Below are 22,768 nucleotides of genomic sequence, written 5' to 3'. Positions count from 1 at the left end.
CATGTTGCTTTGGCTAGCAGAATTATTTAAGCAGGATATAAGTTTTCTGCGCGTATTCAATTTCATTACATTTCGTGCGGTATTCGCGACGATGACCTCCTTGGCGATTGGTTTGATTGCCGGTCCTCCGGTGATACGCATGCTGGCTCGGTTGAAGGTCGGTCAGGCAGTGCGTACTGACGGCCCGCAGACACACTTGATCAAGAATGGCACGCCCACCATGGGTGGCGTGCTGATCCTGATTGCGATTGGGGTGTCCACCTTGTTGTGGGCCGATTTAAGCAATCGTTTTATTTGGATTGTGCTGGTAGTGACACTCGGCTTCGGTGCAGTCGGCTGGGTCGATGATTACCGCAAGGTGGTTTACAAAGACCCCAAGGGGATGTCTTCGAAAGAGAAGTATTTTTGGCAATCCCTGATTGGCATTGTCGCTGCGCTGTATCTGGCGTTTTCGGTATCGGCGCCCACCAATAGCCAGGTCTGGAATTTGTTCGTGGCGTGGGTGCAGTCCGGGTTCAACCTTGACCTGCCTCCTAAGGCAGATTTGATCGTGCCGTTTTTCAAGACTATCAGTTATCCGCTCGGCGTATGGGGGTTTATCGCCCTGACGTATTTCGTCATTGTCGGCACCAGTAATGCAGTAAATCTGACCGATGGTCTCGATGGGCTGGCTATCATGCCGACCGTGATGGTGGGCACTGCGCTGGGGATATTCGCCTACCTGACCGGCAGCGCCAGCTATTCGAAGTATCTGTTCATACCGCATATCCCTGGTGCGGGCGAGTTGCTGATCTTCTGTGGCGCGATGGCAGGCGCTGGCTTGGCTTTCCTCTGGTATAACGCCCACCCTGCGCAAGTGTTCATGGGCGATGTCGGTGCCCTCGCCTTGGGTGGGGCGCTGGGCACGATTGCCGTCATCGTGAGGCAGGAAATCGTACTTTTCATCATGGGCGGAATTTTCGTCGTGGAAACCTTGTCAGTGATGCTGCAGGTTGCTTATTTCAAGTTTACCAAGCGGCGTTATGGTACTGGGCGTCGCATCTTGTTGATGGCGCCGTTGCATCATCACTTCGAGCAAAAAGGCTGGAAAGAAACTCAGGTCGTAGTGCGGTTCTGGATTATCTCGATGATGTTGGTGTTGTTTGGTTTGTCTACTTTGAAGTTGCGCTGATGAATTACGACGGCAAACACGTTCTTGTTCTCGGGCTGGGAGAATCCGGCCTCGCGATGGCGCATTGGCTGCACCGTTGCGGCGCGTCGTTGCGCGTGGCTGATACCCGCGCAGCACCGCAACGACTGGCTAGTTTGCGGGATGCACTGCCGGAAGTGGAATTCATCGGAGGGGCGGCTTTCAGTGCTGATCTTTTGGCTGATATTGATTTTGTCGCTGTCAGCCCGGGTTTGTCGCCGCATGGCGATCTGTCGGAGCTTATGGCGGCAGCAGAATCCAGGGATATCCCGGTATGGGGTGAGATCGAATTTTTCGCCCAGGGATTGGCCAAATTGCGGCAGGATACAAGTTATGCGCCCAAACTGATTGCAATCACTGGTACCAATGGCAAAACCACGGTAACCAGCTTGGTCGGCCTGTTGTGCAAGCGTGCCGGTTGGACGGCGTGCGTGGCCGGCAATATTAGCCCATGTGCACTGGATGTCTTGCGGGACGCCATCGATAGGGATGATTTGCCGCAGATCTGGGTGCTGGAATTGTCGAGCTTCCAGTTGCACACGACGTACAGTCTGCAGGCTGATGCTGCAACCGTGCTCAATATCACGCAGGATCATCTGGATTGGCATGGCAGCATGGCTGCCTATGTGGCCGATAAAGCTCGGATATTTGGTATCGATACCGTGCGCGTATTGAATCGCGATGATGCTGCGGTCATGGGTTTGGCGGACGCGCAAGCACCCACGATAACTTTTGGCGTCGGTGCGCCAACGCGGGCGGGTGATTTTGGATTGCTGGATGAGCGCGGTATCCAATGGCTGTCGGTAGCGGTTGCTGCCGAAGAAGATGAAAAGCGCCGCAAGAAAAAAAACAGCATTGAATTGCCTACGGCGATTAGCCGCTTGATGCCGACAGATGCACTCAATATTCGTGGTCAGCACAATGCGCTCAATGCACTCGCCGCACTAGCTTTGTGTCGTGCGACCGGTTTGCCGCTTGCTGCGCTATTGCATGGTGTGCGCGAATATCGGGGTGAGCCGCACCGGGTTGAATTGATTACCACGATCGGCGAAGTCAATTACTACGACGACAGCAAAGGCACTAATGTCGGTGCAACAGTGGCGGCCCTGAATGGATTGGGGGCGCAGCAAGGCAGTAATCGGTTGGTATTGATTGCTGGTGGTGACGGCAAGGGGCAAGATTTTTCGAGTCTGGCGGAGCCGGTCGCAAAACATGTCCGTGCGGTGTTCCTGATTGGCAAGGACGCACCTGCCTTGCGCGCCGCCTTAAGCATAACCGCTGTTGCCCTCGACGATTGCTCCAGTCTGGAAGAAGCGGTCCAGCGCGCTGCCGGGGTCGCGCAGCCAGGCGATGCTGTGTTGCTGTCTCCAGCCTGTGCCAGTCTGGATATGTTTGCCAATTATGTACACCGTGCTCAAGTGTTTGTTGATGCAGTTAGAGAAATTGGGCTGTCCCGCGGTGAGGTGATCGCATGAAATCCGCCTGGCCAGCCATCATGACGTGGTTTGGATTTTCATCCGTCAAAGAGCCGAGGCGGGATTTGCCGCAGCGCTCCAAAATGATGGAATACGATCAGCCTTTGATCTGGGTAGTGGTATTGCTGATGCTGTTCGGAATGGTAATGGTGTATTCCGCTTCCATTTCTTTGCCTGACTCACCCAAATACGCGAGTTACAACAATAGCCATTTCCTGATCAGGCAGGGGATCTTCGTTGCTGCTGCATTTTGCAGCAGCTTGATCGTGTTTCGGGTGCCGATCAGTACTTGGCAGCGCTGGGCGCCGTATCTGTTCGTGGCTACTTTGATACTGCTGCTGCTAGTTCTGGTGCCTGGTGTGGGCAAAGGCGTGAATGGCGCAAAACGCTGGCTATCGTTCAAGGTTTTCAATTTGCAACCTTCCGAATTGATGAAGCTGTTCGTTGTGCTGTATGCAGCTGATTACACGGTGCGCAAGCAGCAATTCATGCATAAATTGACAAAAGGTTTTCTGCCGATGGCGGGTGCGGTGGCAATGGTCGGTTTGTTGTTGTTGCTGGAGCCGGACTTGGGTGCGTTTGGCGTGATCGTTTGTATCGCGATGGGTATTTTGTTTCTAGGTGGCATCAATGGTGTCTGGTTCAGCGGCATCGGTGCCACGCTGGTGGGAATTTTTAGCCTGGTAATTATGTTGTCGCCATGGCGGCGCGAGAGGATTTTTGCTTATCTGAATCCTTGGACCGAAGAAAACGCATTGGGCAAGGCGTATCAATTGTCGCATTCGCTGATTGCCTTCGGGCGCGGCGAATTGTTCGGCGTCGGTCTTGGCGGCAGTGTCGAGAAGCTGCATTATTTGCCAGAGGCGCATACCGATTTTTTATTGGCAGTGATTGGCGAAGAACTGGGTTTTGCCGGCGTATTGGTGGTTGTGATGATGTTTTACTGGATCGTCAAACGTGCTTTTGAAATTGGTCGTCAGGCCATTGCACTGGATTTGACGTTCGCCGGGTTGGTTGCGAAAGGTGTTGGCATCTGGATTGGTGTCCAGACTTTCATCAATATGGGCGTCAATCTCGGCTTGTTGCCGACCAAAGGATTGACCTTGCCACTGATGAGTTATGGTGGCTCGGGTGTGTTGATTAATTGTATCGGTCTGGCAATTCTGCTGCGCATCGATTACGAGAACAGGATTTTGATGCGCGGAGGCAGAATATGACACATCTGAAAACGCTGGTCGTCATGGCGGCAGGCACTGGCGGTCATATCTTTCCTGGGCTGGCGATTGCAGAGACGATGAGCGCGCGCGGTTGGCAGGTATCCTGGCTCGGCACCACACATGGCATGGAGCACGATATCGTGCCCCGGCATGGCATCGAGATGGACACCATCGATTTCGCCGGATTGCGCGGTAAAGGTTTGATGCATAGCTTGCGCGGCACATTCAGGCTGCTTGCAAGTTTCGTCTCCTGCTACCGCATCCTCGGCCGCCGCCAACCGGACGTGGTGCTCGGGATGGGTGGGTATGTGACGGTGCCGGGCGGCGTGATGGCGGCTGTGCGTCACATTCCCCTGGCGTTGGTGAATGCGGATGCGGCCCTATTGTTGTCGAACAAGACCCTGGTGCCAATGGCAAAACGGGTGCTGTTCGGTTTTCCTGCGGATTTTGGCAACGCAGCTAGTAAGGCTTTAGTAACAGGCAACCCAGTGCGCAAAGAAATCATCGCTTTGCCTGTTCCTGAGCAGCGTTACGCAGCCCGCAGCGGGCCGCTCAGGATTCTGGTGGTTGGCGGCAGTCTGGGCGCAAAAGTCTTGAACGATTGCCTGCCCGCGGCATTGGCTTTGATTCCGGTTGACTTGCGGCCGATAGTCACGCACCAGTCCGGCAAAAAACATGTTGACGTATTGCGTGCAGCGTATGCCGCGGCACAAGTGCAGGCGGAGGTAGTGGATTTCATCGATGACATGCCGCGTCGCTATGCCGACGCCGATCTGGTGATTTGCCGCGCTGGCGCAATTACATTATCGGAGCTGACTGCAGCGGGGGTGGCAAGCGTACTGGTGCCATTGATTGTATCGACGACTTCACATCAGCGCGTCAACGCCCAGTGGATGGCGCAACAACATGCGGCAATCTATCAGCCACAGGACGAAATGACGGCGGAAAATTTATCCATAATATTGCAAACCCTGACGCGTCAAGAGTGTCTGACGATAGCGCTGGCTGCTTATGCAATCGGTAGGCGGGATGCAAACGAAATGATTGCAGATGTATTAGAAGAATTGGCGAGCAAGGTATGAAACATAAAGTAAAACACATTCATTTTGTAGGAATCGGCGGCTCGGGCATGAGTGGCATTGCCGAAGTGTTGCTCAATCTCGGATATACCATCTCCGGCTCGGATCTCGGGTGTAATGCGGCGACGCAGCGCTTGGCTGGCTTGGGCGCGCACGTTACATTGGGCCATGCTGCTGAAAATACCAATAACGCCGATGTAATCGTTACTTCCACGGCGGTAAAAGCGGATAACCCGGAAGTACTGGCGGCGCGACAAAAAAATATTCCGATCGTGCCGCGGGCCATGATGCTGGCGGAGTTAATGCGTCTGAAACGTGGCATTGCAATCGCCGGCACGCACGGCAAGACTACGACTACCAGTCTGGTCGCCAGCGTGCTTGCGGAAGGCGGCCTGGATCCGACTTTCGTCATCGGTGGCCGTTTGAATAGCGCTGGCGCCAATGCCAAGCTGGGCGCCGGCGACTTTATTGTGGTCGAGGCAGATGAGTCCGATGCATCCTTCCTCAATTTACTGCCGGTGATTGAAGTCATTACCAATATTGACGCTGATCATATGGAAACATACGGTCACGATTTTGCAAAACTCAAACAAGCCTTCATCCAGTTTACCCAGCATCTGCCTTTTTATGGCGTCGCAGTGTTGTGCCTTGACGATCCTAATGTGCGCGAAATCTTGCCCTTCATTTCCAAGCCGATCGTCACGTACGGCTTCCACGAAGATGCCCAAGTGCGTGCAGTCGATGCCAAGGCAGTTGGCGAACAGATGCAATTCACCGTGCTTCAGGAAGGCTACGCATCGATGAAGGTGACTCTGAATCAGCCCGGCATGCACAATATCCAAAATGCCTGCGCTGCCATCGTGGTTGCCCGTGAGCTGAATGTGGCTGATAGCGCGACGCAAAAAGCATTAATGGAATTCAATGGCGTTGGGCGTCGTTTCACGCGTTATGGCGAAATTGATTTGGCCGATGTCGACGGCAAGTCCAGCGGCAGTTTTACCTTGGTGGATGACTATGGCCACCATCCGACTGAAATGGCTGCAACACTCGCAGCTGCCCGCGGCGCTTATCCAGAGCGCCGTCTGGTTCTGGCTTTTCAGCCGCATAGATTCACGCGCACGCGGGACCTGTTCGAGGATTTTGTGCGGGTCATGTCTACTGCGGATGCTTTGGTGCTGGCAGAGGTGTACGCAGCAGGAGAGCAACCGATTGTCGCAGCCGATGGCCGTGCGTTGGCGCGCGCCATGCGCGTCGCAGGCAAGGTGGAACCGGTATTTGTCGAGGATATCAATGATATGCCGGAAACCATCATGAATTTTGCTCGGGATGGTGATGTCGTGATCATGATGGGGGCTGGCTCCATCGGCGGCGTTCCTGGAAAACTGGTGCAAGGAAACCATCATGGGTGAGCGTGACATGGTCAATGAATTTGGCAAGGTCGGTGTCTTGTTTGGCGGTCGTTCGGCTGAACGCGAAGTATCGTTGATGTCAGGTGCGGGTGTGCTTCAGGCGCTGATGGGCAAGGGAATCAATGCCCATGGATTCGATCCGGCAAAGCGCAGCCTGGCGGAACTAGCCGCCGAAAAATTCGATAGTGTATTCATTGCATTGCATGGCCGCTACGGCGAGGACGGCACCTTGCAAGGCGCTTTGGAACTGCTTGGCATTCCATACACAGGGCCGGGCGTATTGGCTTCGTCGATTGCGATGGATAAAGCCATGACCAAGCGTATCTGGATGGCAAGCGCACTGGCAACGCCGAAATTCGAAATGCTGACAACGCAGAGCAATTGGGATGCGGTCGTTGCTGCGCTAGGTTTGCCGTTAATTGTCAAGCCTGCGCATGAAGGCTCCACCCTTGGACTGACCAAGGTAACGCAAATTGATCAATTGCCTGCGGCCTTTGCACTGGCCGCCAAATACGACAGTGCAGTCATGGCGGAAGAATTTATTGCCGGCATGGAGTTGACATGCCCGATTCTGGGATATGGCGAACAGGCCAAAGCCTTGCCGGTCATTCGCATCATTGCGCCCGATGCGAATTACGATTATCAGAACAAGTATTTTTCCAACGATACCCAATATCTCTGCCCCTGCGGCCTGCCGGCAGAACAGGAGCGTGCCATTCAGGAACTGGCGCTGGAAAGTTACCGTGCGCTCGGCTGCCGTGGCTGGAGTAGGGCCGATGTGATGGTGCGGGCCTCGGACAACAAGCCGTTTTTACTGGAAATGAATACGTCTCCGGGCATGACAGGACACTCTCTGGTGCCCATGTCGGCAAAGGTCATCGGACTCGGATATGAGGATTTATGCGTTGAAATATTACGTTCTGCTGCGCTCGATCTGACGCCATCCGTCGACTGGATTGTGCGCTAAGAAGCGGCAACAGAGGAACTGCAAAGACCATGTGGCAAGAGATCAAGACACTCAATGCGATAGCTAACACACTGTTTGCAGTGTTCGCATTGCTATTGTTCTTAGCCGGTATTTTTTGGCTGACGCAACGGCCGATGTTCATGTTGACGGTGATCAGGGTGGTGAGCGCTGATGCCATGCAATTGCACCATGTGAATCGGCTGACGGTAAAAGGGGCGGCGCTTCCACGTATCAAGGGGAATTTTTTCACCTCCAACCTGGACACCGTGCGCATGGCTTTCGAGGGCGTGCCCTGGGTGCGCAAAGCGACGGTGCGCCGGGAATGGCCGAACAAACTGGTCGTAACGGTAGAAGAGCACGAGCCGCTGGGAACCTGGGGTGAAAACGGCCGCCTGGTCTCAGTCAAAGGCGATGTATTCACGGCCAACCTTGCCGAGGCTGAAGAAAATGGCAGTTTGCCTGAATTTAATGGACCGGAGGGCGCTGAAAAGGAAGTGATTGCGCGTTTTGAAGAGTTCAAACAATGGTTTGCGCCGATACGGCTTGCTCCGGAATCGATACAGCTGTCAGACCGCTATGCGTGGACCGTAAAGCTAAATAACGGTATAGCCGTGGAGTTGGGGCGGGAACAGAACAAGGCAATGATGCGCGAACGTGTCGATCGATTTGTAGGTATTTATCCGCAATTGGTAGCGCTGCTGCAGAACAGGATTGAAAGTGTAGATATGCGTTATCCGAATGGGCTGGCACTCAAAGCGAGTGGAATGGCACCTGGATTGGAAAGCAAACGAAAGTAAGCGGAACACGATGACAAAAGACGCAAAAAATTTGATTGTTGGCCTGGATATAGGCACCTCCAAAGTGGTGGCTGTGGTGGCTGAGGTGATGGCCGATGGGCGCCATGAGGTCATCGGTCTCGGCCAGCATGAGTCGAAAGGGCTGAAGAAAGGCGTGGTCGTCAATATCGAGGCGACGGTCGAGTCAATCCAGCGCGCGCTGGAGGAGGCTGAGTTGATGGCCGACTGCAAAATCAGGCATGTGTATGCGGGAATTGCAGGCAGCCATATCCGCAGTTTCAATTCCAGCGGCATGGTGGCAATCAAGGACAAGGAAGTTACCGCCGCCGACGTTTCGCGTGTGATTGAAACTGCCAAAGCGGTCAACATACCGACCGACCAGCAACTGCTGCATACCGTTCCACAAGAGTTCATTGTCGATAATCAGGAGGATGTGCGCGAGCCGATCGGCATGAGCGGCATACGCCTTGAGGTGCGGGTGCATATTGTCACCGGCGCAGTATCTGCGGTGCAGAATATCGTCAAATGTGTGCGACGCTGCGGCCTCGAAGTATCCGACCTGATATTGCAGCCGATGGCCTCTGCTGATGCAGTGCTGACGCCGGACGAGAAAGAATTGGGCGTGGTGCTGATCGATATCGGCGCTGGCACCACGGATGTTGCGATATTTTCCGAAGGGGCGATTCGCCATACCTCGGTGATACCGATTGCCGGCGACCAAATCACCAGCGATATCGCGATGGCCCTGCGCACGCCGACCCAGGACGCAGAAGAAATCAAGCTGCGTTATGGCGTCGCCAAACAGGTATTGGCAGATCCGGGGGAGACGCTTGAGGTTCCCGGCTTGGGGGACCGCAATCCACGCACACTGTCACGTCAGGCGCTGGCGGCTGTGATAGAGCCACGCGTTGAGGAATTGTTCGCGCTGGTGCATCAGGTGGTGCGCGAGTCCGGTTTTGAAGAAGTGTTGTCGAGCGGGATTGTGATTACCGGCGGCTCAGCGCTAATGCCCGGAATGATCGAGCTGGCAGAGGATATCTTCCTGAAACCTGCGCGCATGGGTGTGCCGGGCTACAACGGCCAGCTTGCCGATGTGGTGCGCAGCCCGCGCTATTCGACGGTTCTCGGCCTTTTACTGGAAGCCAAGAAGCAGTATTACCGTGGCCATGTGGTGACGCAGCAGGAAGGCTCTCTCAAGGAGGCATGGCAGCGCATGAAAGAGTGGTTTATCGGGAATTTTTGATGTGGGCAGGTTCGGCTGGGTAATTTTTTATCGCTTTATTTTTTGTTTAATGGTTATTTTCAGTCGCTAGCCATCATTTTAATGAGTGCTTCCGACTGAAAATCGCAAACTAATAGGAGGACATCATGGAGTTTGATATGGTCGATCATGCTACGCAAGGTACCGTGATCAAGGTGGTCGGAGTCGGTGGTGCGGGCGGCAATGCTGTCCAGCATATGATCAACAAAGGCGTTACCGGGGTTGAATTCATCGCCGCCAATACCGACGCGCAGGCGTTGCTGCACTCGAAGGCGCATAACGTGATCCAGATCGGCGAAACCGGTTTGGGTGCAGGCATGAAGCCCGAGGTCGGCCGTCAACTGGCCGAGGAGTCGCGCGCGCGTATTGAAGATGCCTTGCGTGGTGCTCACATGGTTTTCATTGCTGCCGGCATGGGTGGCGGCACCGGCACCGGCGCCGCGCCAATCGTGGCCCAGGTGGCAAAAGAACTGGGCGCATTGACAGTCGCGGTGGTGTCCAAGCCGTTCTCGTATGAAGGTCAGAAGTGCATGGACATCGCCGACGAAGGGTTGGAAGCGCTGTCGCAGCACGTCGATTCGCTGATCATCATCCTGAATGAAAAACTGGAAGAAATCTACGAAGACGACACCATGGTGGAGTGGCTGCAGCATGCCGATGACGTACTCAACAATGCCGTGGCCGGAATCGCCGAGATCATCAACGTCCCTGGCCACATCAACGTCGATTTCAACGACGTCAAAACCATCATGGGTGAGCAGGGCAAAGCCATGATGGGCACCGCGACCGCATCTGGCGTCGATCGCGCACGCATCGCTGCCGAGCAGGCGGTTGCTTCACCTTTGCTGGACGGCATCGACTTGTCCGGCGCCCGTGGTGTGCTGGTCAATGTGACGGCAAGCCGTAGTTTGAAGGGTAAGGAAATCAAGGAAGTCATGGCGGCGGTACGAGCGTTCGCGGCGCCTGATGCTTCGATCGCCCAGGGTATCGCCTACGATGACAGCATGGGCGATGACATTCGCGTGACAGTCGTGGCGACCGGACTTGGGCGTGCCAAGAAGTCGATGCAGTTGGTGCAAAACACCATGCTGCGTACCGGCACCCACAACGAGCCAATGATGGCGCCGTCAATTGCGGGCACCTTGCAACAAGGCATGACTACCGCATCGCATGCGTTCGACGGCCTCAAGGCACCGGCGGTGTGGCGTCGCGAATCTGCTTCGGAAACCGTGCGTGCGCTGGAAAAAAACGGTATGGAAACTTATGATATTCCAGCTTTTCTGCGCAAACAGGCAGATTAAGAATTTTAGGTTTTGCTGGAGATGTACGGATATGTCGCTCCCGGGCAAGAAAAAATAGACTAGGGCATACTGTTATTCGTACGCCGCGCCAAAGCTGGCGCGGCGTTTTTTTATCCACAGTATTTTCAAATACGGAAGGAAATTAATATGACCATTAAGATCGGCGAAAAATTGCCCGAAGGTACGCTTGCAGAATTCATTGAGGTTGAATCCGCCGGATGTTCACTGGGACCGAATTCATTTAATGTCAGTGATCTTGCCAAAGGCAAGAAGATCGTTATTTTCGGTTTGCCGGGTGCTTACACGCCGACTTGTTCGGCGCAACACGTACCAGGTTATGTCGCGCATGCGGCTGATCTCAAAGCCAAGGGCGTCGATGAAATCTGGTGTGTTGCAGTCAACGACGCCTTCGTGATGGGCGCCTGGGGACGGGATCAAAAGGTGAATGGTGTCGTGCGCATGATGGCTGACGGTAATGCGGCGTTCAGCAAGTCGCTCGGCCTGGATGCCGACTTCACAAAATCCGGTATGGGCACGCGTTCGCAGCGCTACTCGATGCTGGTTGAAGATGGCGTTGTCAAGCAGTTGAACGTAGAACAAGGCGGCAAGTTTGAGGTTTCCAGCGCCGAAACGATGTTGGCGAAATTGGGCTAAAGTCGATTCCGTAAATCCATCAGGCTCCCAATCCGATAATAAAAAAGCCCGCACGATATTTCATGCGGGCTTTTTTTATGCGCCGAACTGTGACAACGGCAGGTGCTATGGCACTGCAGAAATTATTTCAGATGATTTGAAATCAATTTTGTCATTTCAAACATCGATACCTGTTCTTTGCCGTCGAAGATGGTTTTCAGATTGGCATCGGCATTGATCATGCGTCTGTTCTGCGGATCTTGCAGGTCCAGTTTCTTGATGTATTCCCACACTTTTTTGGTGACTTCGGTGCGCGGTAGCGGTGCTGCGCCGACTACTGTTGCCAATGCTGCAGATGGTGTCATCGGCTTCATGAAGGCTGCGTTTGGTTTGCGCGCTGGAGTTGCTGCCGCTTTTTCTGGAGCAGCTTTTTTAGCCGGTGCTACTTTTGTTGCTGCAGGTTTCTTGGCTTCGGGTTTTTTCGCTGTTGCCATAGGGTGGACTCCTCGTGAACTGTTAAGAAATAACGCATTTTTGCGTACCCGCTAATATTGGTGGGGTTTGCAGGGGGACGCAAGTGTTTTCTTGTGTTTGCCGCGAATTCAGACGATTGTGGTCTTAACGCATGCCGGGCATCATGCCTTTCATGCCGCGCATCATTTTCATCATGCCGCCGCCCTTGAGCTTTTTCATCATCGATTGCATTTGTTCGAATTGCGCCAGCATCCGGTTTACCTCTTGTACTTGCACTCCGGCACCTGCGGCAATGCGGCGTTTGCGCGTGGCCTTGATCAGATCCGGTTTGGCGCGTTCTAACGGTGTCATCGAATTGATGATGCCTTCCATGCGTTTAACTTGTTTGTCTGCCTGACCCATATTGGCGCCATTGGCAGCTTGCTGGAGTTGCGCCGGTAACTTGTCCATCAGATTGGCGAGTCCGCCCATTTTCTTCATCTGTGCCAGCTGCGATTTGAAGTCGTTCAGGTCAAATTTACCGCCGACCTTGAGTTTTTGGGCTAAATCCTGGGCCGCCTTGACGTCCACCCCTTTTTGGGCTTCTTCTACCAGCGCCAGGATATCGCCCATGCCGAGGATGCGGTTAGCCATCCGGGTGGGATCAAAGGCTTCGAGTCCATCGAGTTTTTCGGAAATGCCGGCGAATTTGATCGGTTTGCCGGTGATGTGGCGCACCGACAGGGCCGCGCCACCGCGCGAGTCGCCGTCTAGCTTGGTTAAAACGATGCCTGTCAGCGGCAGCGCATCGTTGAAGGCTTTGGCGGTATTGATGGCGTCCTGGCCCAGCATCGCATCGACCACGAACAGGGTTTCGATCGGCTTGACTGCGGCATGGATGGCAGAAATTTCGCGCATCATCTGTTCGTCGATGCCCAGGCGGCCTGCGGTATCGATGATCAGCACGTCGTGATAATGCCTTTTTGCATAATCCAGCGCGGCCAGTGCGATATCAACCGGCTTGTCGGTGCTTTGCGACGGGAAGAAGTCGGCGCCCACCTGGCCCGTGACCGCCTGCAGCTGGGCAATCGCGGCAGGACGATAGACGTCGGCCGATACGGTCAATACCTTTTTCTTTTTTTCCCCGATCAGGTATTTGGCGAGCTTGCCGACTGTGGTGGTTTTGCCGACGCCTTGCAGTCCGGCCATCAGAATAATTGCCGGCGGCTGGGTGGCGAAATTCAGTTGCGATGCTTCCGGGCCCAGATCGGCACCCATCAGGGACGCCAGTTCGCGCTGCACCACGCCGACTAATGCTTGTCCCGGTGTCAGCGAAGAAATGACGTCTTCGCCGAGCGCCTTTTGCTTGACACTCGCAACGAATTCGCGCACCGCAGGCAGCGCCACGTCGGCTTCCAGCAGCGCCATGCGCACTTCGCGCAGCATTTCGGCGGTATTCGTTTCGGTAAGACGCGCTTCGCCGCGCATGGTTTTGACGACTTTGGCGAGGCGCTGGGTAAGATTATCTAGCATGGCAGTGGCGTTTCAGAAGTGGGGCGACAAGTCTATGTGCGCGGTGTGCGGCGCGATCGAGCTGAAATTGCGCGCACCGGGATGTAAAGCGCCATTTTAACCGATGCGGTACGTGCCAACGGCGCGCATTAAACCGTTATGGCGTTTGATGCTGCGCTGTTTGGCTCCCATCAAGTGTTGCTGGATCTTCATCAGGCTGCGAACATTCCTTGTACTATCGTTGTATTTTAAGGGGTATATCAAAATATATGGCGTTTACCGCATATATATAATGCGGTATATAAAAATACTAGCAGTTGTATAATTCATGGCAAGCGTCGCCAAAATTTCCCCCTAGATCCGATCGACGGACGACTTGGCGGGCAATTGTCTGTTATGGCGGAGTGGGCAGATGGTGTAAACTGCCGGCATGCAAATCTCATTTTTTATTGCGGCAGCGCTATTCTATGCAATCTGCGCATTTCTGCCGGCGCGCCAGCACATCGCCATTTCCAGCGGGACTGCGTTCGCCTGGCTTCTGCATGGAGCTGCGTTGTGGTCGGACGTGATTATCGCGCCTGAAACATTGCGGCTCGGGTTTGCAATCATGCTGTCGGCGGCATTTTGGGTTTCGGTTGCCGCTTACTGGCTTGAAAACCGCAATTTTGCGATGGATGGCTTGCGTGTACTGGTGTTGCCCACGGCAGTGCTGGCGGTTATCTTGCCGATTGTGTTTCCAGGCAGCGTCGTGCCGCTGGAAGGGAAGTCGCACTTGTTTGCGTGGCATATCGCGGTGTCAATGCTGGCGTATGGCACGCTGACCGTGGCCGCCTTTCATGCCGTGTTGATGACGATCCAGGAATCCAGACTGCACTTGCATACGGGCTCCCGCTCGCAAGGTTGGGTTGCCTCGGTCATCGATCGCCTGCCGGCCCTGCTGACGATGGAAAAACTATTGTTTCGCCTGATTGGATTCGGCTTCGTATTGTTGACACTGACGGTGCTGTCGGGCGTCGTATTTTCAGAACAGTTATTCGGCCAGGCGTTCAAATGGAATCACAAGACCGTGTTTACCATGTTGTCATGGGTGTTGTTCGGCTTGTTGCTGGCGGGGCGAAAATGGCAGGGCTGGCGCGGGAAAACCGCGCTGAGCTTCACCTTGTCGGGTTTTGCAACCTTGCTGTTGGCGTATGTCGGTAGTCGTTTCGTGCTTGAAGTTGTGTTGCATCGAGGTGGCGTATGAAGTTTTTGGCCTGGCTATTATTGGTTTTGCTCGTGGTGTGGGCAATCCGCTCCAAGAGAAATGCGATGCGCTCGGATAAAACCGCAGTGCCGCGGCTCGATGAGCCCGAACTGATGGTGCAATGCGCCCATTGCGGCGTGCATTTCCCCGCTTCCGAAGCGGTTAGCCAGGCTGGCATGTCGTTTTGCAGCGAAGAACACCGCCATCTGCATTTTCCTTCCTAGAGCATGGCGCGCGGTGATCTGATCAGTCCTTTCGAGCCTGACGCGACCTTTTGGCGTTCGCTGCAGGCCATGAACCTGACCCGGATCATCATTGCTGGTTTGCTGCTTGCGTATTTCAGTGTTAACGGCAGCAGGAGCGGCTGGGTAAGCGGACAGACTGTTTACCTGAAAATTTGCATCGCCTATTTGTTGCTGGCGCCCGCATTTGCGTTATTGCTGGCTTACTCCCGGCGTCGTTTCCTATTGCAACTGTCGGCCCAGATTGCCGTCGATATTCTGGTCATTTCAGCGCTGTATATGGCTGCTGGCGGCGCCAAAAGCGGTTTGGCGATTCTGTACCTGTTCCCGCTAGCCGGTGCCGCAATTCTCGCTCCCTTGGTGCTTGCGCTGTTTTTCGTCTCGGTCGTGACCTTGTTTTTATTGGCGGAAAGCGGGTATCGGGCATTAACGCTGGACGGCGACGCGCCATTCATGCAGGCAGGACTTTACGGCGCAGCATTTTTTGCCGTAATTTTTGTCGTCAACCGACTTGCTGCCAGGCTCATCAGGCAAGAGCATCTGGCCACCAGGCGCGGCATGGATCTGCAAATCCAGCAGGCCATCAATCGGCTGGTGATCGCAGACATGGGAGACGGCATTCTGGTGGTAGACCGCGACGGTGCGGTTCTGATGGGTAATCCTGCTGCGCAACAGATGCTGGGGGTGGCTCACTTGCGCCGAAAACCGGCTTGGCGCTTGGGCGATATACCCTCGTTTGCGCCGATTTCTGAGGCGTTTCTTGCGTGGTCAGCCGTATCTGGAAAATCGGGGCCGGCACCCGAGCAAGCGAAGGCGCCGATTTTTGTTTTCATCAAGCCTCCGGCGCAGGCGACGCTGGCCGCTGCAACGACCATTCGGGGCGCGCGACGGGAGCTTTTTTCTCACCTCAAACTGCGCTTCGCGGCAGTCGATACGACTGAACCGAAAATTGCCAGAACCATTATTTTCTTGCGCGATGTCAGCGAGATCGAAAATCAGGCGCAGCAATTGAAACTGGCATCGATGGGGCGCCTGACCGCCAGCATCGCACACGAAGTCAGAAACCCGCTGGCGGCGATTTCGCATGCTGCCGCATTGCTGCAGGAAGAGGCCACCGACCCTGTTGCTACGCGACTCTTGCATATCGTCGCTGATAATGTGGCCCGGGTGAACCGCATGATTGAGGATATTCTCAATCTCTCGCGTAAAGCGCAACTGCACGGCGAACCTTTCATGCTGCTTCCGGCATTGATCGATATCGTCAAGGAATTTGAGGATGCGCATCGACTGCCCTCTGCCATGATTGCATTGACCGGTTCCGATACGCCGCGAGTGCGCTTCGATCCGACGCATCTGCGCGAAGTGGTGGTGAATTTGCTGTCGAATGCGATTCGCTATGCCAGCCCGCAGTCGGGCAGCATCCGGCTGCGTGTCGTCTGCGACGATGCCAGCCGGCTGGAGCTGCATGTGCAGGATGACGGGCCCGGGATTGCGGCGGCAGTTCGTGCGCATTTGTTCGAGCCTTTCCATACCACTTCCAGCAAGGGCACCGGCCTGGGACTCTATCTGGCGCGGGAATTATGCTTGAATAATGGCGCGATGCTCGATTATGAATATCGCGCCGATGAAGTCGATCAGCGCAATGGCGAGCGCATCGGCAGGTTTGTGATTACGTTTGCGCTGCCGCACTTGCCTTGATTATTAATTCAGTACAACTAACAGACTGTAGCCATGGCTTCTCCTCGTATTTTGGTGGTCGATGACGAAGCGGATTTGCGTGAATTGCTGGAAATCACGCTGGTTCGCATGGGACTCGATGTCGATAGCGCCGACAGCCTGCGCGCTGCGCGGGCGCTTCTGGCGCAACAACAATATGCACTGGTATTGACCGACATGCGCCTGCCCGATGGCTTGGGCATCGAGTTGGTAAGCGAAGTTGCCAGCGCTTGCAAAAATACGCCGATCGCAGTCATTACCGCTTTCGGCAGTGCCGAAAATGCGGTGGCTGCACTCAAGGCAGGCGCGTTTGATTATGTTTCGAAGCCGCTAGCATTGGAGCAGTTGCGTCTGCTGGTGCGCTCTGCGTTGTGCCTGGACGGTGTTGCGAGCCTCGCCAAGCCTGTCGCGGCGAACCTGCCAGCAGCGCGGCTGACCGGAGATTCGCCCGCCATGCAAGCCTTGCGGGCCCAGATTGCGCGCTTGGCGCGCAGCATGGCGCCGGTGGCGATTAGCGGCGAATCCGGCAGCGGCAAGGAACTCGCGGCGCGCGAAATCCATGCCCGCAGCGTCAGGGCAGACCAGCCCTTCATCGCCGTCAACTGCGGCGCAATCCCCGACAATTTGATGGAAGCGGAATTTTTCGGATATCGCAAAGGCGCATTTACCGGAGCCATGGAAGATCGCGACGGATTTTTTCAGGCGGCGCATGGCGGCACGCTGATGTTGGACGAGGTAGCCGATTTGCCGCTGGCAATGCAAGTCAAGTTATTGCGCGCGATCCAGGAGCGCCGCGTACGCAAAATCGGCGCAACCGTCGAGGAACCGGTGGACGTGCGCATCATTAGCGCAACGCACAAAAATCTCGCCCGATGCGTTGAAGAGGGAAGCTTCCGGCAGGATTTATATTACCGCCTGAATGTAATCGAGCTGGTACTGCCGGCATTACGCGAGCGGCCGGAAGATATCGGCCCGCTGGCGGATGCCATCCTGGCGCGGCTGGCGACGACCGACAACGCAGCCGTGCTTGGGCCGGGAGTGCAGGCAGCATTACGCGGCCATGCCTTTCCGGGCAATGTGCGCGAACTGGAAAATATCCTTGAGCGTGCGCTGGCGTTTGCCGAGAACGGGGTGATTGAAGTCGCCGACCTGGCGCTGAAAATGGCAAAACCGCTTACCTTATTAAGGTCGCCGGATGCCGCGCTAATCCCATTGCAGCAGCAGATAGTCACTGCTGCCGGTGCTGCAACTGCACGCAATCCTGGCGATGATGGCATTCCAAGCTGTTTGCCGGATTACCTGAACGATATTGAGCGCGACATCATCCGGCGCGCTTTAATCCGGACCAGATTCAATCGCACCCAAGCCGCAGAGTTGCTCGGCATCAGCTTTCGCCAATTGCGCTATCAGATGCAGAGGCTTGATATCAGTGAGCCCAAATGAGACAAAATAAACGGTTTCAATCTAAGTTCGAGGTGGCGGCCGATGGCTGGTGCGGACAGGCGCTGCGCATCGTTTCGCCCAACTGCGATGCGCGGCCGGTGGGCGCCGACATCGACTTGCTGGTGATTCACAATATCAGTCTGCCGCCAGGGCAGTTTGGCGGCGAATGGATTTGCGACCTATTTACCAACCGACTCGATTGCGATGCGCACCCGTACTTCGATCAGTTGCGCGCGCTGCGAGTTTCAGCCCATTTTCTGATCCGCAGGGATGGCGTTCTGGTCCAGTTCGTATCCGTCAATGATCGCGCCTGGCACGCGGGCGCATCGTCATTTGGCCAACGGCAGCAGTGCAATGATTTTTCCATCGGCATCGAGTTGGAAGGTAGCGATTTCGAACCCTATGCGGAGCCGCAGTATGCGTCGCTGGTCAAACTCACCAGTGCATTGCAAACCCGTTATCGGCTCACGGATGTAGTCGGACATGAGCATATCGCGCCAGGTCGGAAGACTGATCCAGGGCCGTTTTTTGACTGGCTCCATTACCGCCATGCATTAAATCAGCAGTCGTTGTCAGTGCATACGCGCAGCGTACTGCGCTTCCCCGCTTCTCCGACATGACTTGAAAAATCAAGCTGAATAAATCAAGCATGAATACATGCCATTTATGGCTAGCGCCACATGATCGCGGCGAAACAGTAACGCTACCAGCGATGCGCTGTAACTTCGGAATCGACCTGATCAACACGTTCAAGCTGGAACATCCGTACTGATCGGCCGCGCAATTTCGGGTAGGGATCAAAGCCTTGTTTTTGCACCCGGTAGAGTTGGAATATCGCTATGCAGAGGATACAATGCCGCGATGAGTGCCAGGTTTGGTTAGGTTTGAATGCGCCGATGTTCAAAGAAGGCTACCTTCGATTTATCGCAAATCGTCGCATACAGCAGATTGGGCTTGACCCGATGTTTGCACAGGAAGAGAATCCATTCCCATGGATGAGCGAGGTGTTCGACTTGAAGAAAGAACGTAATTTTTTCGAGACGCGGGTCCCCGAGTATCAAACCGGCGCTGTACTTAACCGGAAATGAGCGTCTGGCAGCATGCAATCGAAGGGCAGATGCAGGCGTCGTCTGGACCCCAAGTAGACAAAGCAAAAATGGAAGGTTGTCACCCGATTTGATGGACAGTGAAAAACCGAATTTCCCTTATCAGTTAATGCCGCCAGACCTGACCAAGTCAGGCGAGACGGCTTTTTCTTTGCAAAAACTGGAAGTGTTTCAGGAGCAGGATTCCAGCGCCAGTGTTATCGCTGGCGTTTTTTCTGGGTACAACCGCAGTATTGTTGCTTAACCTGTTTTGCAGGTTAACCTCCGACGTGATTTTGCGTATTTGTGCGTGTTGCGGGAGGGGGTGCCATTGTGGCCGGGTTGCCGTATTGGACGTTGGATACGGCAACCCGGCTGGTGCCGAATTCATTGGCGCATGCAAAGGTTTGTTTGTCCCGATGAATAATCCGCCTGGCCGATCGCGATGGTTAGTCGGATTGAAATCTTGAAAATTGATTTTCCCATCTCACGTGAAGGAGAGAAAAATGGCAACAGCAGTCAAAAAACCAGCAGCGAAGAAACCGGCCGTCAAGTCCGCCGCGCCTGCGAAAAAACCAGTGGCAGCAGCCGCTGGAAAAAAAGCGCCTGTAGTAGCAGCTAAAAAAGCGGCACCGAAAGCGGTTGCTGTCAAAACAGTCGTAGCTAAAAAGCCGGCAGTCAAGAAGCCGGTAGCAAAAACGGTCGCGGCCAAACCGGCGGCGAAATTGGCAAGCAAAGCAGTCGCAGCCAAACCGGCGGCGAAGAAAGCTGCCGCAGCACCGAAGGCAGCCGCTGTCAAAGCAGCCGCAGCCAAGAAGCCGGCAGCAAAAACGGTAGCCAAGGCGGTAGCAAAAACGGTCGTGGCCAAACCGGCGGCAAAATCGGCAAGCAAGGCAGTCGCAGCCAAACCGGCAGCAAAGAAAGCTGCAGCAGCACCGAAGGCAGCCGCTGTCAAAGCCGTCGCAGCCAAGAAACCGGCAGCAAAGCCGGCAGCCAAACCGGTAGCCAAAACGGTCGTGGCCAAACCGGCGGTGAAATTGGCAAGCAAAGCAGTCGCAGCCAAACCGGCGGCGAAAAAAACTGCCGCAGCACCGAAGGCAGCCGCTGTCAAAGCCGTCGCAGCCAAAGCAGTTGCGGCCAAACCGGTAGCGAAGAAAGCTGCGGCAGTACCGAAGAAAGCTGCGGCAGTACCGAAGAAAGGTGTTGCGACGAAAGCCGCGGCAACCAAGAAGCCGGCAGCAAAAACCGCGGCACCTAAAAAGGCAGCGGCAAAGTCGGATGTGAAAACCGTGCTTAATCCAGCTGCAGCATGGCCGTTTCCAACCGGCTCCCGTCCTTAATCCAGCAACCTTGCCCAGAAGCCGCAATGGCTTCTGGCACAATACCCGCTGTGTGGCTTGTTGTCATACGGCGGGTTTTTTATTTGGAGGGTTTCCATGCTGCATGGCATTTTAACGTTGATAGTGGGTACAGTGGCGGCCATCGTGGCCGGCGCGTTGTTGTTGCGGTTCTGGATGCAGGCGGTGCGGGTGCGGCCGCCGACATCAATTGCGCAATTTGTTTTTCGCCTGTCAGACTGGCTGGTGCTGCCGCTGCGTCGCTTATTGCCTGGCGCGGGTGGTTACGACTGGGCATGCCTGTGTGGCGCCTACCTGATCGCGGTGCTTGCTACCGCAGTCGAGATGCTGTTCATTTCGCCATTCTCGTTTCAGGCGCTATTGTTGCTGGCGCTGTTGCGGCTGTTGCAGTGGGCGTTTTATGGCTGGATGGGTTTGCTGATCATCGAAGCGGTGTTTAGCTGGGTCAATCCGCAAGCGCCGCTGGCGCCGTTGGTGCGGGCGCTGAATGAACCGCTGTTGCGCCCATTGCGGCGCATTATTCCCTTGGTCGGAAATATCGATTTGTCGCCGCTGGCGGCATTGCTGATTTTACAGGTGGCGTTGCAAGTGTTCAGCAGGCTGGTCCTAGCGCTGGCATGAGCCACGACTGGTGTTCTCTCACCGCGCAAGGAATCCGTCTGGCGGTTCAGATTACGCCCAATGCGAAACGCAGCGAGGTCATCGGCGTACTGGACGACGTATTGAAGATACGGCTGCAGGCGCCGCCGATTGAAGGCAAGGCGAATCTGGCATTGACGCGTTTTATCGCCACTACGCTGGGCCTGCCTAAAAGCGCGGTGGTCTTGATCCACGGCCAGACCAGCAAGCGCAAACTACTGGAAATTCACGCGCCGCAATTGACTCTCGCCGCGCTACGGCAGGCATTGCTTCCTGAATAATGTAATGGAGCTCCGGCCGCACTCAGTTGCACTTAGTGCGTGATGTGGGTGTGGCCGCTGCGTGTGATCACTTTCACCCGCTCCCCAAGCTGAAAAACCGCGCCGGGTTCGATCCGGTAAGTGACCGCTGCGCCATCGCCATCATCTAGGCGCAGCAGCAATTTCGTGACGGTTCTGGTGCGCCCGGATTGCCCGCCCGGCGGCGCACCCGGATTGTCCACAATCACCTCTCCTGCGGCCACTGGTTCACCATCGGTGATGTCACTGATAACCGCACTGTCCGCCGCAATGATGGTGGCCATCCGCACCAGGGTGCTGCCCTGGGTGGAGGATGTGATCGGAGTGGGGTTTGATCGCACAGGCATGGTGCACCCGATGGTTAGCGCAGCCAGAAGCAAGGTTAGCAGACGGAAATGGGTGTGCATGGTCGCAGACAGGTTCGTGATCTTTCTTACAGGCGATAGTTGAACGCGGTAAAAAAGCGTTCTTCAATTTCAGCCTTGCTGGGCGCGTGATTCTGTCCGCCCTGGTGCGCAATCTTGATCGCCCCCATCAGGCTGGCCAAGCGGCCGGTACTGGCCCAATCCATGTCATTGCTCAAGCCGAACAGCATGCCGGCGCGGAAGGCATCGCCACAACCGGTTGGGTCAACTATGCGCTCTGCCTTCACGCAGTCGATCTCGATCCGCTCGGCTGCAGTGAAGATATGAGCGCCCAACTCTCCACGCGTGACGACCAGCGCCGACACCCGCTGCGCAATCTGATCCAGCGTCAGACCGGTGCGCTGGGTCAATAGCTCGGCTTCATAATCATTGACAGCAATATAGGTCGCCAGTTCAATGAAATGGATCAGTTCGGCGCCGCTGAACATCGGCAAGCCCTGGCCTGGATCAAAGATGAATGGAATTTCCAGATCGGCGCAATCGCTGGCGTGTTGCAGCATGCCGTCGCGCCCGTCGGGCGCGACGATGGCCAGCTTGACCAGACCTGCATCGGCCACTCGGTTTTCGTGCGAGAACATCATCGCGCCCGGATGGAAGGCGGTAATCTGGTTGTTGTCTGCGTCCGTGGTGATGAAGGCCTGCGCGGTATAAGCGGCCGGGAAAGTGCGGATATTGCGTCTGGAAATACCCAGTTGGTCGAGACGGTCGAGGTACGGCTGGCTATCCTGGCCCACGGTTGCCATGATGCGCGGGTCGCCACCTAATAGTTTCAGGTTGTAGGCGATATTACCGGCGCAGCCGCCGAACTCCTTGCGCAACTCCGGCACCAGGAAGCAAACGTTAATCTTGTGTAACTGGTCCGCCAGGATGGCATTGGAGAAGCGGTCTCCGAACGACATGATGGTGTCAAAAGCGATCGAGCCGCAAATCAGGGAAGTCATGATGGAGAGTCGAATAAATCGACTTGGTTAGTTGAAGTGGAGCGCAGTGCATTTCAGTTGCGCGCTATGGAATGGCAATATGCA

The 22,768-nt window shown here is 55.2% G+C and carries 23 protein-coding genes and 1 pseudogene; 20 read left to right on the top strand and 4 right to left on the bottom strand.

Annotated features, from left to right (window positions below; all coding sequences use genetic code 11):
* Position 1 precedes the first annotated feature (1 nt).
* The 10 genes from mraY (at position 2) to FKCLFG_RS13025 (ending at position 11,349) form a co-directional block, all read left to right on the top strand.
* Positions 2-1,171 (top strand): phospho-N-acetylmuramoyl-pentapeptide-transferase, encoded by a 1,170-nt coding sequence (gene mraY, locus FKCLFG_RS13070; RefSeq protein WP_472613511.1) that lies wholly within the window; start codon positions 2-4, stop codon positions 1,169-1,171.
* Positions 1,171-2,664: a UDP-N-acetylmuramoyl-L-alanine--D-glutamate ligase gene (gene murD / locus FKCLFG_RS13065; protein WP_472613510.1), complete on the top strand. Its 1,494-nt coding sequence runs from the start codon at positions 1,171-1,173 to the stop codon at positions 2,662-2,664. The genes mraY and murD overlap by 1 nt, the downstream gene beginning before the upstream one ends.
* A 20-nt stretch (positions 2,665-2,684) precedes the next feature.
* A complete protein-coding gene (ftsW, locus tag FKCLFG_RS13060) occupies positions 2,685-3,881 on the top strand; it encodes a putative lipid II flippase FtsW (RefSeq protein WP_472615860.1) in 1,197 nt (398 codons plus the stop codon).
* Entirely contained in the window at positions 3,878-4,963 is a 1,086-nt protein-coding gene (murG, locus tag FKCLFG_RS13055) for an undecaprenyldiphospho-muramoylpentapeptide beta-N-acetylglucosaminyltransferase (protein ID WP_472613509.1), read from the top strand. The genes ftsW and murG overlap by 4 nt, the downstream gene beginning before the upstream one ends.
* Positions 4,960-6,369 (top strand): UDP-N-acetylmuramate--L-alanine ligase, encoded by a 1,410-nt coding sequence (murC, locus tag FKCLFG_RS13050; protein ID WP_472613508.1) that lies wholly within the window; start codon positions 4,960-4,962, stop codon positions 6,367-6,369. The genes murG and murC overlap by 4 nt, the downstream gene beginning before the upstream one ends.
* The gene (locus FKCLFG_RS13045) at positions 6,362-7,336 is read left to right on the top strand and encodes a D-alanine--D-alanine ligase (protein ID WP_472613507.1); all 975 of its coding nucleotides are present in this window, start codon (positions 6,362-6,364) and stop codon (positions 7,334-7,336) included. The genes murC and FKCLFG_RS13045 overlap by 8 nt, the downstream gene beginning before the upstream one ends.
* Positions 7,337-7,365: 29 nt before the next feature.
* The gene (locus tag FKCLFG_RS13040; protein WP_472613506.1) at positions 7,366-8,133 is read left to right on the top strand and encodes a cell division protein FtsQ/DivIB; all 768 of its coding nucleotides are present in this window, start codon (positions 7,366-7,368) and stop codon (positions 8,131-8,133) included.
* 10 nt (positions 8,134-8,143) lie between these two features.
* Positions 8,144-9,376, top strand: a complete 1,233-nt coding sequence (gene ftsA, locus FKCLFG_RS13035; protein ID WP_472613505.1) for a cell division protein FtsA — start codon at positions 8,144-8,146, stop codon at positions 9,374-9,376.
* 125 nt (positions 9,377-9,501) lie between these two features.
* Complete coding sequence (gene ftsZ, locus FKCLFG_RS13030) at positions 9,502-10,695, top strand: cell division protein FtsZ (protein WP_472613504.1); 1,194 nt, start codon at positions 9,502-9,504, stop codon at positions 10,693-10,695.
* A 147-nt stretch (positions 10,696-10,842) separates the two neighbouring features.
* The gene (locus FKCLFG_RS13025) at positions 10,843-11,349 is read left to right on the top strand and encodes a redoxin family protein (RefSeq protein ID WP_472613503.1); all 507 of its coding nucleotides are present in this window, start codon (positions 10,843-10,845) and stop codon (positions 11,347-11,349) included.
* A 122-nt stretch (positions 11,350-11,471) separates the two neighbouring features.
* Here FKCLFG_RS13025 and FKCLFG_RS13020 read toward each other — a convergent pair whose 3' ends face one another.
* Together FKCLFG_RS13020 and ffh are read right to left on the bottom strand one after the other, a co-directional pair.
* Positions 11,472-11,822, bottom strand: coding sequence for an SWIB/MDM2 domain-containing protein (locus tag FKCLFG_RS13020; RefSeq protein WP_472613502.1), 351 nt, complete (start codon positions 11,820-11,822; stop codon positions 11,472-11,474).
* A 124-nt stretch (positions 11,823-11,946) separates the two neighbouring features.
* Entirely contained in the window at positions 11,947-13,314 is a 1,368-nt protein-coding gene (ffh, locus tag FKCLFG_RS13015) for a signal recognition particle protein (protein ID WP_472613501.1), read from the bottom strand.
* A 409-nt stretch (positions 13,315-13,723) separates the two neighbouring features.
* Here ffh and FKCLFG_RS13010 point away from each other — a divergent pair, with 409 nt between their 5' ends.
* The 10 genes and pseudogenes from FKCLFG_RS13010 (at position 13,724) to FKCLFG_RS12965 (ending at position 21,300) form a co-directional block, all read left to right on the top strand.
* Positions 13,724-14,536, top strand: a complete 813-nt coding sequence (locus FKCLFG_RS13010; protein WP_472613500.1) for a cytochrome C assembly family protein — start codon at positions 13,724-13,726, stop codon at positions 14,534-14,536.
* A complete protein-coding gene (locus FKCLFG_RS13005) occupies positions 14,533-14,760 on the top strand; it encodes a PP0621 family protein (protein WP_472613499.1) in 228 nt (75 codons plus the stop codon). The genes FKCLFG_RS13010 and FKCLFG_RS13005 overlap by 4 nt, the downstream gene beginning before the upstream one ends.
* Positions 14,761-14,763: 3 nt before the next feature.
* Positions 14,764-16,476 (top strand): two-component system sensor histidine kinase NtrB, encoded by a 1,713-nt coding sequence (locus tag FKCLFG_RS13000; protein ID WP_472613498.1) that lies wholly within the window; start codon positions 14,764-14,766, stop codon positions 16,474-16,476.
* 33 nt (positions 16,477-16,509) lie between these two features.
* Complete coding sequence (locus tag FKCLFG_RS12995; RefSeq protein WP_472613497.1) at positions 16,510-17,937, top strand: sigma-54-dependent transcriptional regulator; 1,428 nt, start codon at positions 16,510-16,512, stop codon at positions 17,935-17,937.
* Complete coding sequence (gene ampD / locus FKCLFG_RS12990; protein ID WP_472613496.1) at positions 17,934-18,557, top strand: 1,6-anhydro-N-acetylmuramyl-L-alanine amidase AmpD; 624 nt, start codon at positions 17,934-17,936, stop codon at positions 18,555-18,557. The genes FKCLFG_RS12995 and ampD overlap by 4 nt, the downstream gene beginning before the upstream one ends.
* A gap of 89 nt (positions 18,558-18,646) precedes the next feature.
* Positions 18,647-19,025, top strand: a pseudogene (locus tag FKCLFG_RS12985) (ribonucleotide-diphosphate reductase subunit beta); the annotation flags it as partial.
* A gap of 91 nt (positions 19,026-19,116) precedes the next feature.
* Positions 19,117-19,287 (top strand): hypothetical protein, encoded by a 171-nt coding sequence (locus tag FKCLFG_RS12980; protein ID WP_472613495.1) that lies wholly within the window; start codon positions 19,117-19,119, stop codon positions 19,285-19,287.
* A gap of 241 nt (positions 19,288-19,528) precedes the next feature.
* Positions 19,529-20,362, top strand: coding sequence for a histone (locus FKCLFG_RS12975; protein WP_472613494.1), 834 nt, complete (start codon positions 19,529-19,531; stop codon positions 20,360-20,362).
* 96 nt (positions 20,363-20,458) lie between these two features.
* Positions 20,459-21,001, top strand: coding sequence for a YggT family protein (locus FKCLFG_RS12970; protein ID WP_472613493.1), 543 nt, complete (start codon positions 20,459-20,461; stop codon positions 20,999-21,001).
* Entirely contained in the window at positions 20,998-21,300 is a 303-nt protein-coding gene (locus tag FKCLFG_RS12965; RefSeq protein WP_472613492.1) for a DUF167 domain-containing protein, read from the top strand. The genes FKCLFG_RS12970 and FKCLFG_RS12965 overlap by 4 nt, the downstream gene beginning before the upstream one ends.
* Before the next feature lie 32 nt (positions 21,301-21,332).
* Here the strand turns inward: FKCLFG_RS12965 and FKCLFG_RS12960 are convergent, their stop codons facing one another.
* Both FKCLFG_RS12960 and FKCLFG_RS12955 read right to left on the bottom strand, forming a co-directional pair.
* Entirely contained in the window at positions 21,333-21,665 is a 333-nt protein-coding gene (locus FKCLFG_RS12960) for a hypothetical protein (RefSeq protein WP_472613491.1), read from the bottom strand.
* A gap of 86 nt (positions 21,666-21,751) precedes the next feature.
* On the bottom strand, positions 21,752-22,684 hold the full coding sequence (locus FKCLFG_RS12955; RefSeq protein WP_472613490.1) for a carbohydrate kinase family protein: 933 nt from the start codon (positions 22,682-22,684) through the stop codon (positions 21,752-21,754).
* Positions 22,685-22,768 lie beyond the last annotated feature (84 nt).

It is taken from the genome of Gelidimonas denitrificans, from assembly GCF_055694065.1.
The sequence above is the reverse complement of the archived record's forward strand: the minus strand, read 5'-3'. Positions and strand labels throughout refer to the sequence as shown.

What these genes read in the sequence shown, in the direction of transcription:
- ftsW (WP_472615860.1), top strand. Translation starts at nt 2,685, where the DNA reads ATGACGTGGTTTGGATTTTCATCCGTCAAAGAGCCGAGGCGGGATTTG.
- FKCLFG_RS13000 (WP_472613498.1), top strand. Translation starts at nt 14,764, where the DNA reads ATGGCGCGCGGTGATCTGATCAGTCCTTTCGAGCCTGACGCGACCTTT.
- murD (WP_472613510.1), top strand. Translation starts at nt 1,171, where the DNA reads ATGAATTACGACGGCAAACACGTTCTTGTTCTCGGGCTGGGAGAATCC.
- FKCLFG_RS12965 (WP_472613492.1), top strand. Translation starts at nt 20,998, where the DNA reads ATGAGCCACGACTGGTGTTCTCTCACCGCGCAAGGAATCCGTCTGGCG.
- FKCLFG_RS13040 (WP_472613506.1), top strand. Translation starts at nt 7,366, where the DNA reads ATGTGGCAAGAGATCAAGACACTCAATGCGATAGCTAACACACTGTTT.
- FKCLFG_RS12995 (WP_472613497.1), top strand. Translation starts at nt 16,510, where the DNA reads ATGGCTTCTCCTCGTATTTTGGTGGTCGATGACGAAGCGGATTTGCGT.
- FKCLFG_RS12975 (WP_472613494.1), top strand. Translation starts at nt 19,529, where the DNA reads ATGGCAACAGCAGTCAAAAAACCAGCAGCGAAGAAACCGGCCGTCAAG.
- murG (WP_472613509.1), top strand. Translation starts at nt 3,878, where the DNA reads ATGACACATCTGAAAACGCTGGTCGTCATGGCGGCAGGCACTGGCGGT.
- mraY (WP_472613511.1), top strand. Translation starts at nt 2, where the DNA reads ATGTTGCTTTGGCTAGCAGAATTATTTAAGCAGGATATAAGTTTTCTG.
- FKCLFG_RS12955 (WP_472613490.1), bottom strand. Translation starts at nt 22,684, where the DNA reads ATGACTTCCCTGATTTGCGGCTCGATCGCTTTTGACACCATCATGTCG.
- murC (WP_472613508.1), top strand. Translation starts at nt 4,960, where the DNA reads ATGAAACATAAAGTAAAACACATTCATTTTGTAGGAATCGGCGGCTCG.
- FKCLFG_RS12970 (WP_472613493.1), top strand. Translation starts at nt 20,459, where the DNA reads ATGCTGCATGGCATTTTAACGTTGATAGTGGGTACAGTGGCGGCCATC.
- FKCLFG_RS12960 (WP_472613491.1), bottom strand. Translation starts at nt 21,665, where the DNA reads ATGCCTGTGCGATCAAACCCCACTCCGATCACATCCTCCACCCAGGGC.
- ffh (WP_472613501.1), bottom strand. Translation starts at nt 13,314, where the DNA reads ATGCTAGATAATCTTACCCAGCGCCTCGCCAAAGTCGTCAAAACCATG.
- FKCLFG_RS13005 (WP_472613499.1), top strand. Translation starts at nt 14,533, where the DNA reads ATGAAGTTTTTGGCCTGGCTATTATTGGTTTTGCTCGTGGTGTGGGCA.
- ampD (WP_472613496.1), top strand. Translation starts at nt 17,934, where the DNA reads ATGAGACAAAATAAACGGTTTCAATCTAAGTTCGAGGTGGCGGCCGAT.
- ftsA (WP_472613505.1), top strand. Translation starts at nt 8,144, where the DNA reads ATGACAAAAGACGCAAAAAATTTGATTGTTGGCCTGGATATAGGCACC.
- ftsZ (WP_472613504.1), top strand. Translation starts at nt 9,502, where the DNA reads ATGGAGTTTGATATGGTCGATCATGCTACGCAAGGTACCGTGATCAAG.
- FKCLFG_RS13010 (WP_472613500.1), top strand. Translation starts at nt 13,724, where the DNA reads ATGCAAATCTCATTTTTTATTGCGGCAGCGCTATTCTATGCAATCTGC.
- FKCLFG_RS13045 (WP_472613507.1), top strand. Translation starts at nt 6,362, where the DNA reads ATGGGTGAGCGTGACATGGTCAATGAATTTGGCAAGGTCGGTGTCTTG.
- FKCLFG_RS12980 (WP_472613495.1), top strand. Translation starts at nt 19,117, where the DNA reads ATGGACAGTGAAAAACCGAATTTCCCTTATCAGTTAATGCCGCCAGAC.
- FKCLFG_RS13025 (WP_472613503.1), top strand. Translation starts at nt 10,843, where the DNA reads ATGACCATTAAGATCGGCGAAAAATTGCCCGAAGGTACGCTTGCAGAA.
- FKCLFG_RS13020 (WP_472613502.1), bottom strand. Translation starts at nt 11,822, where the DNA reads ATGGCAACAGCGAAAAAACCCGAAGCCAAGAAACCTGCAGCAACAAAA.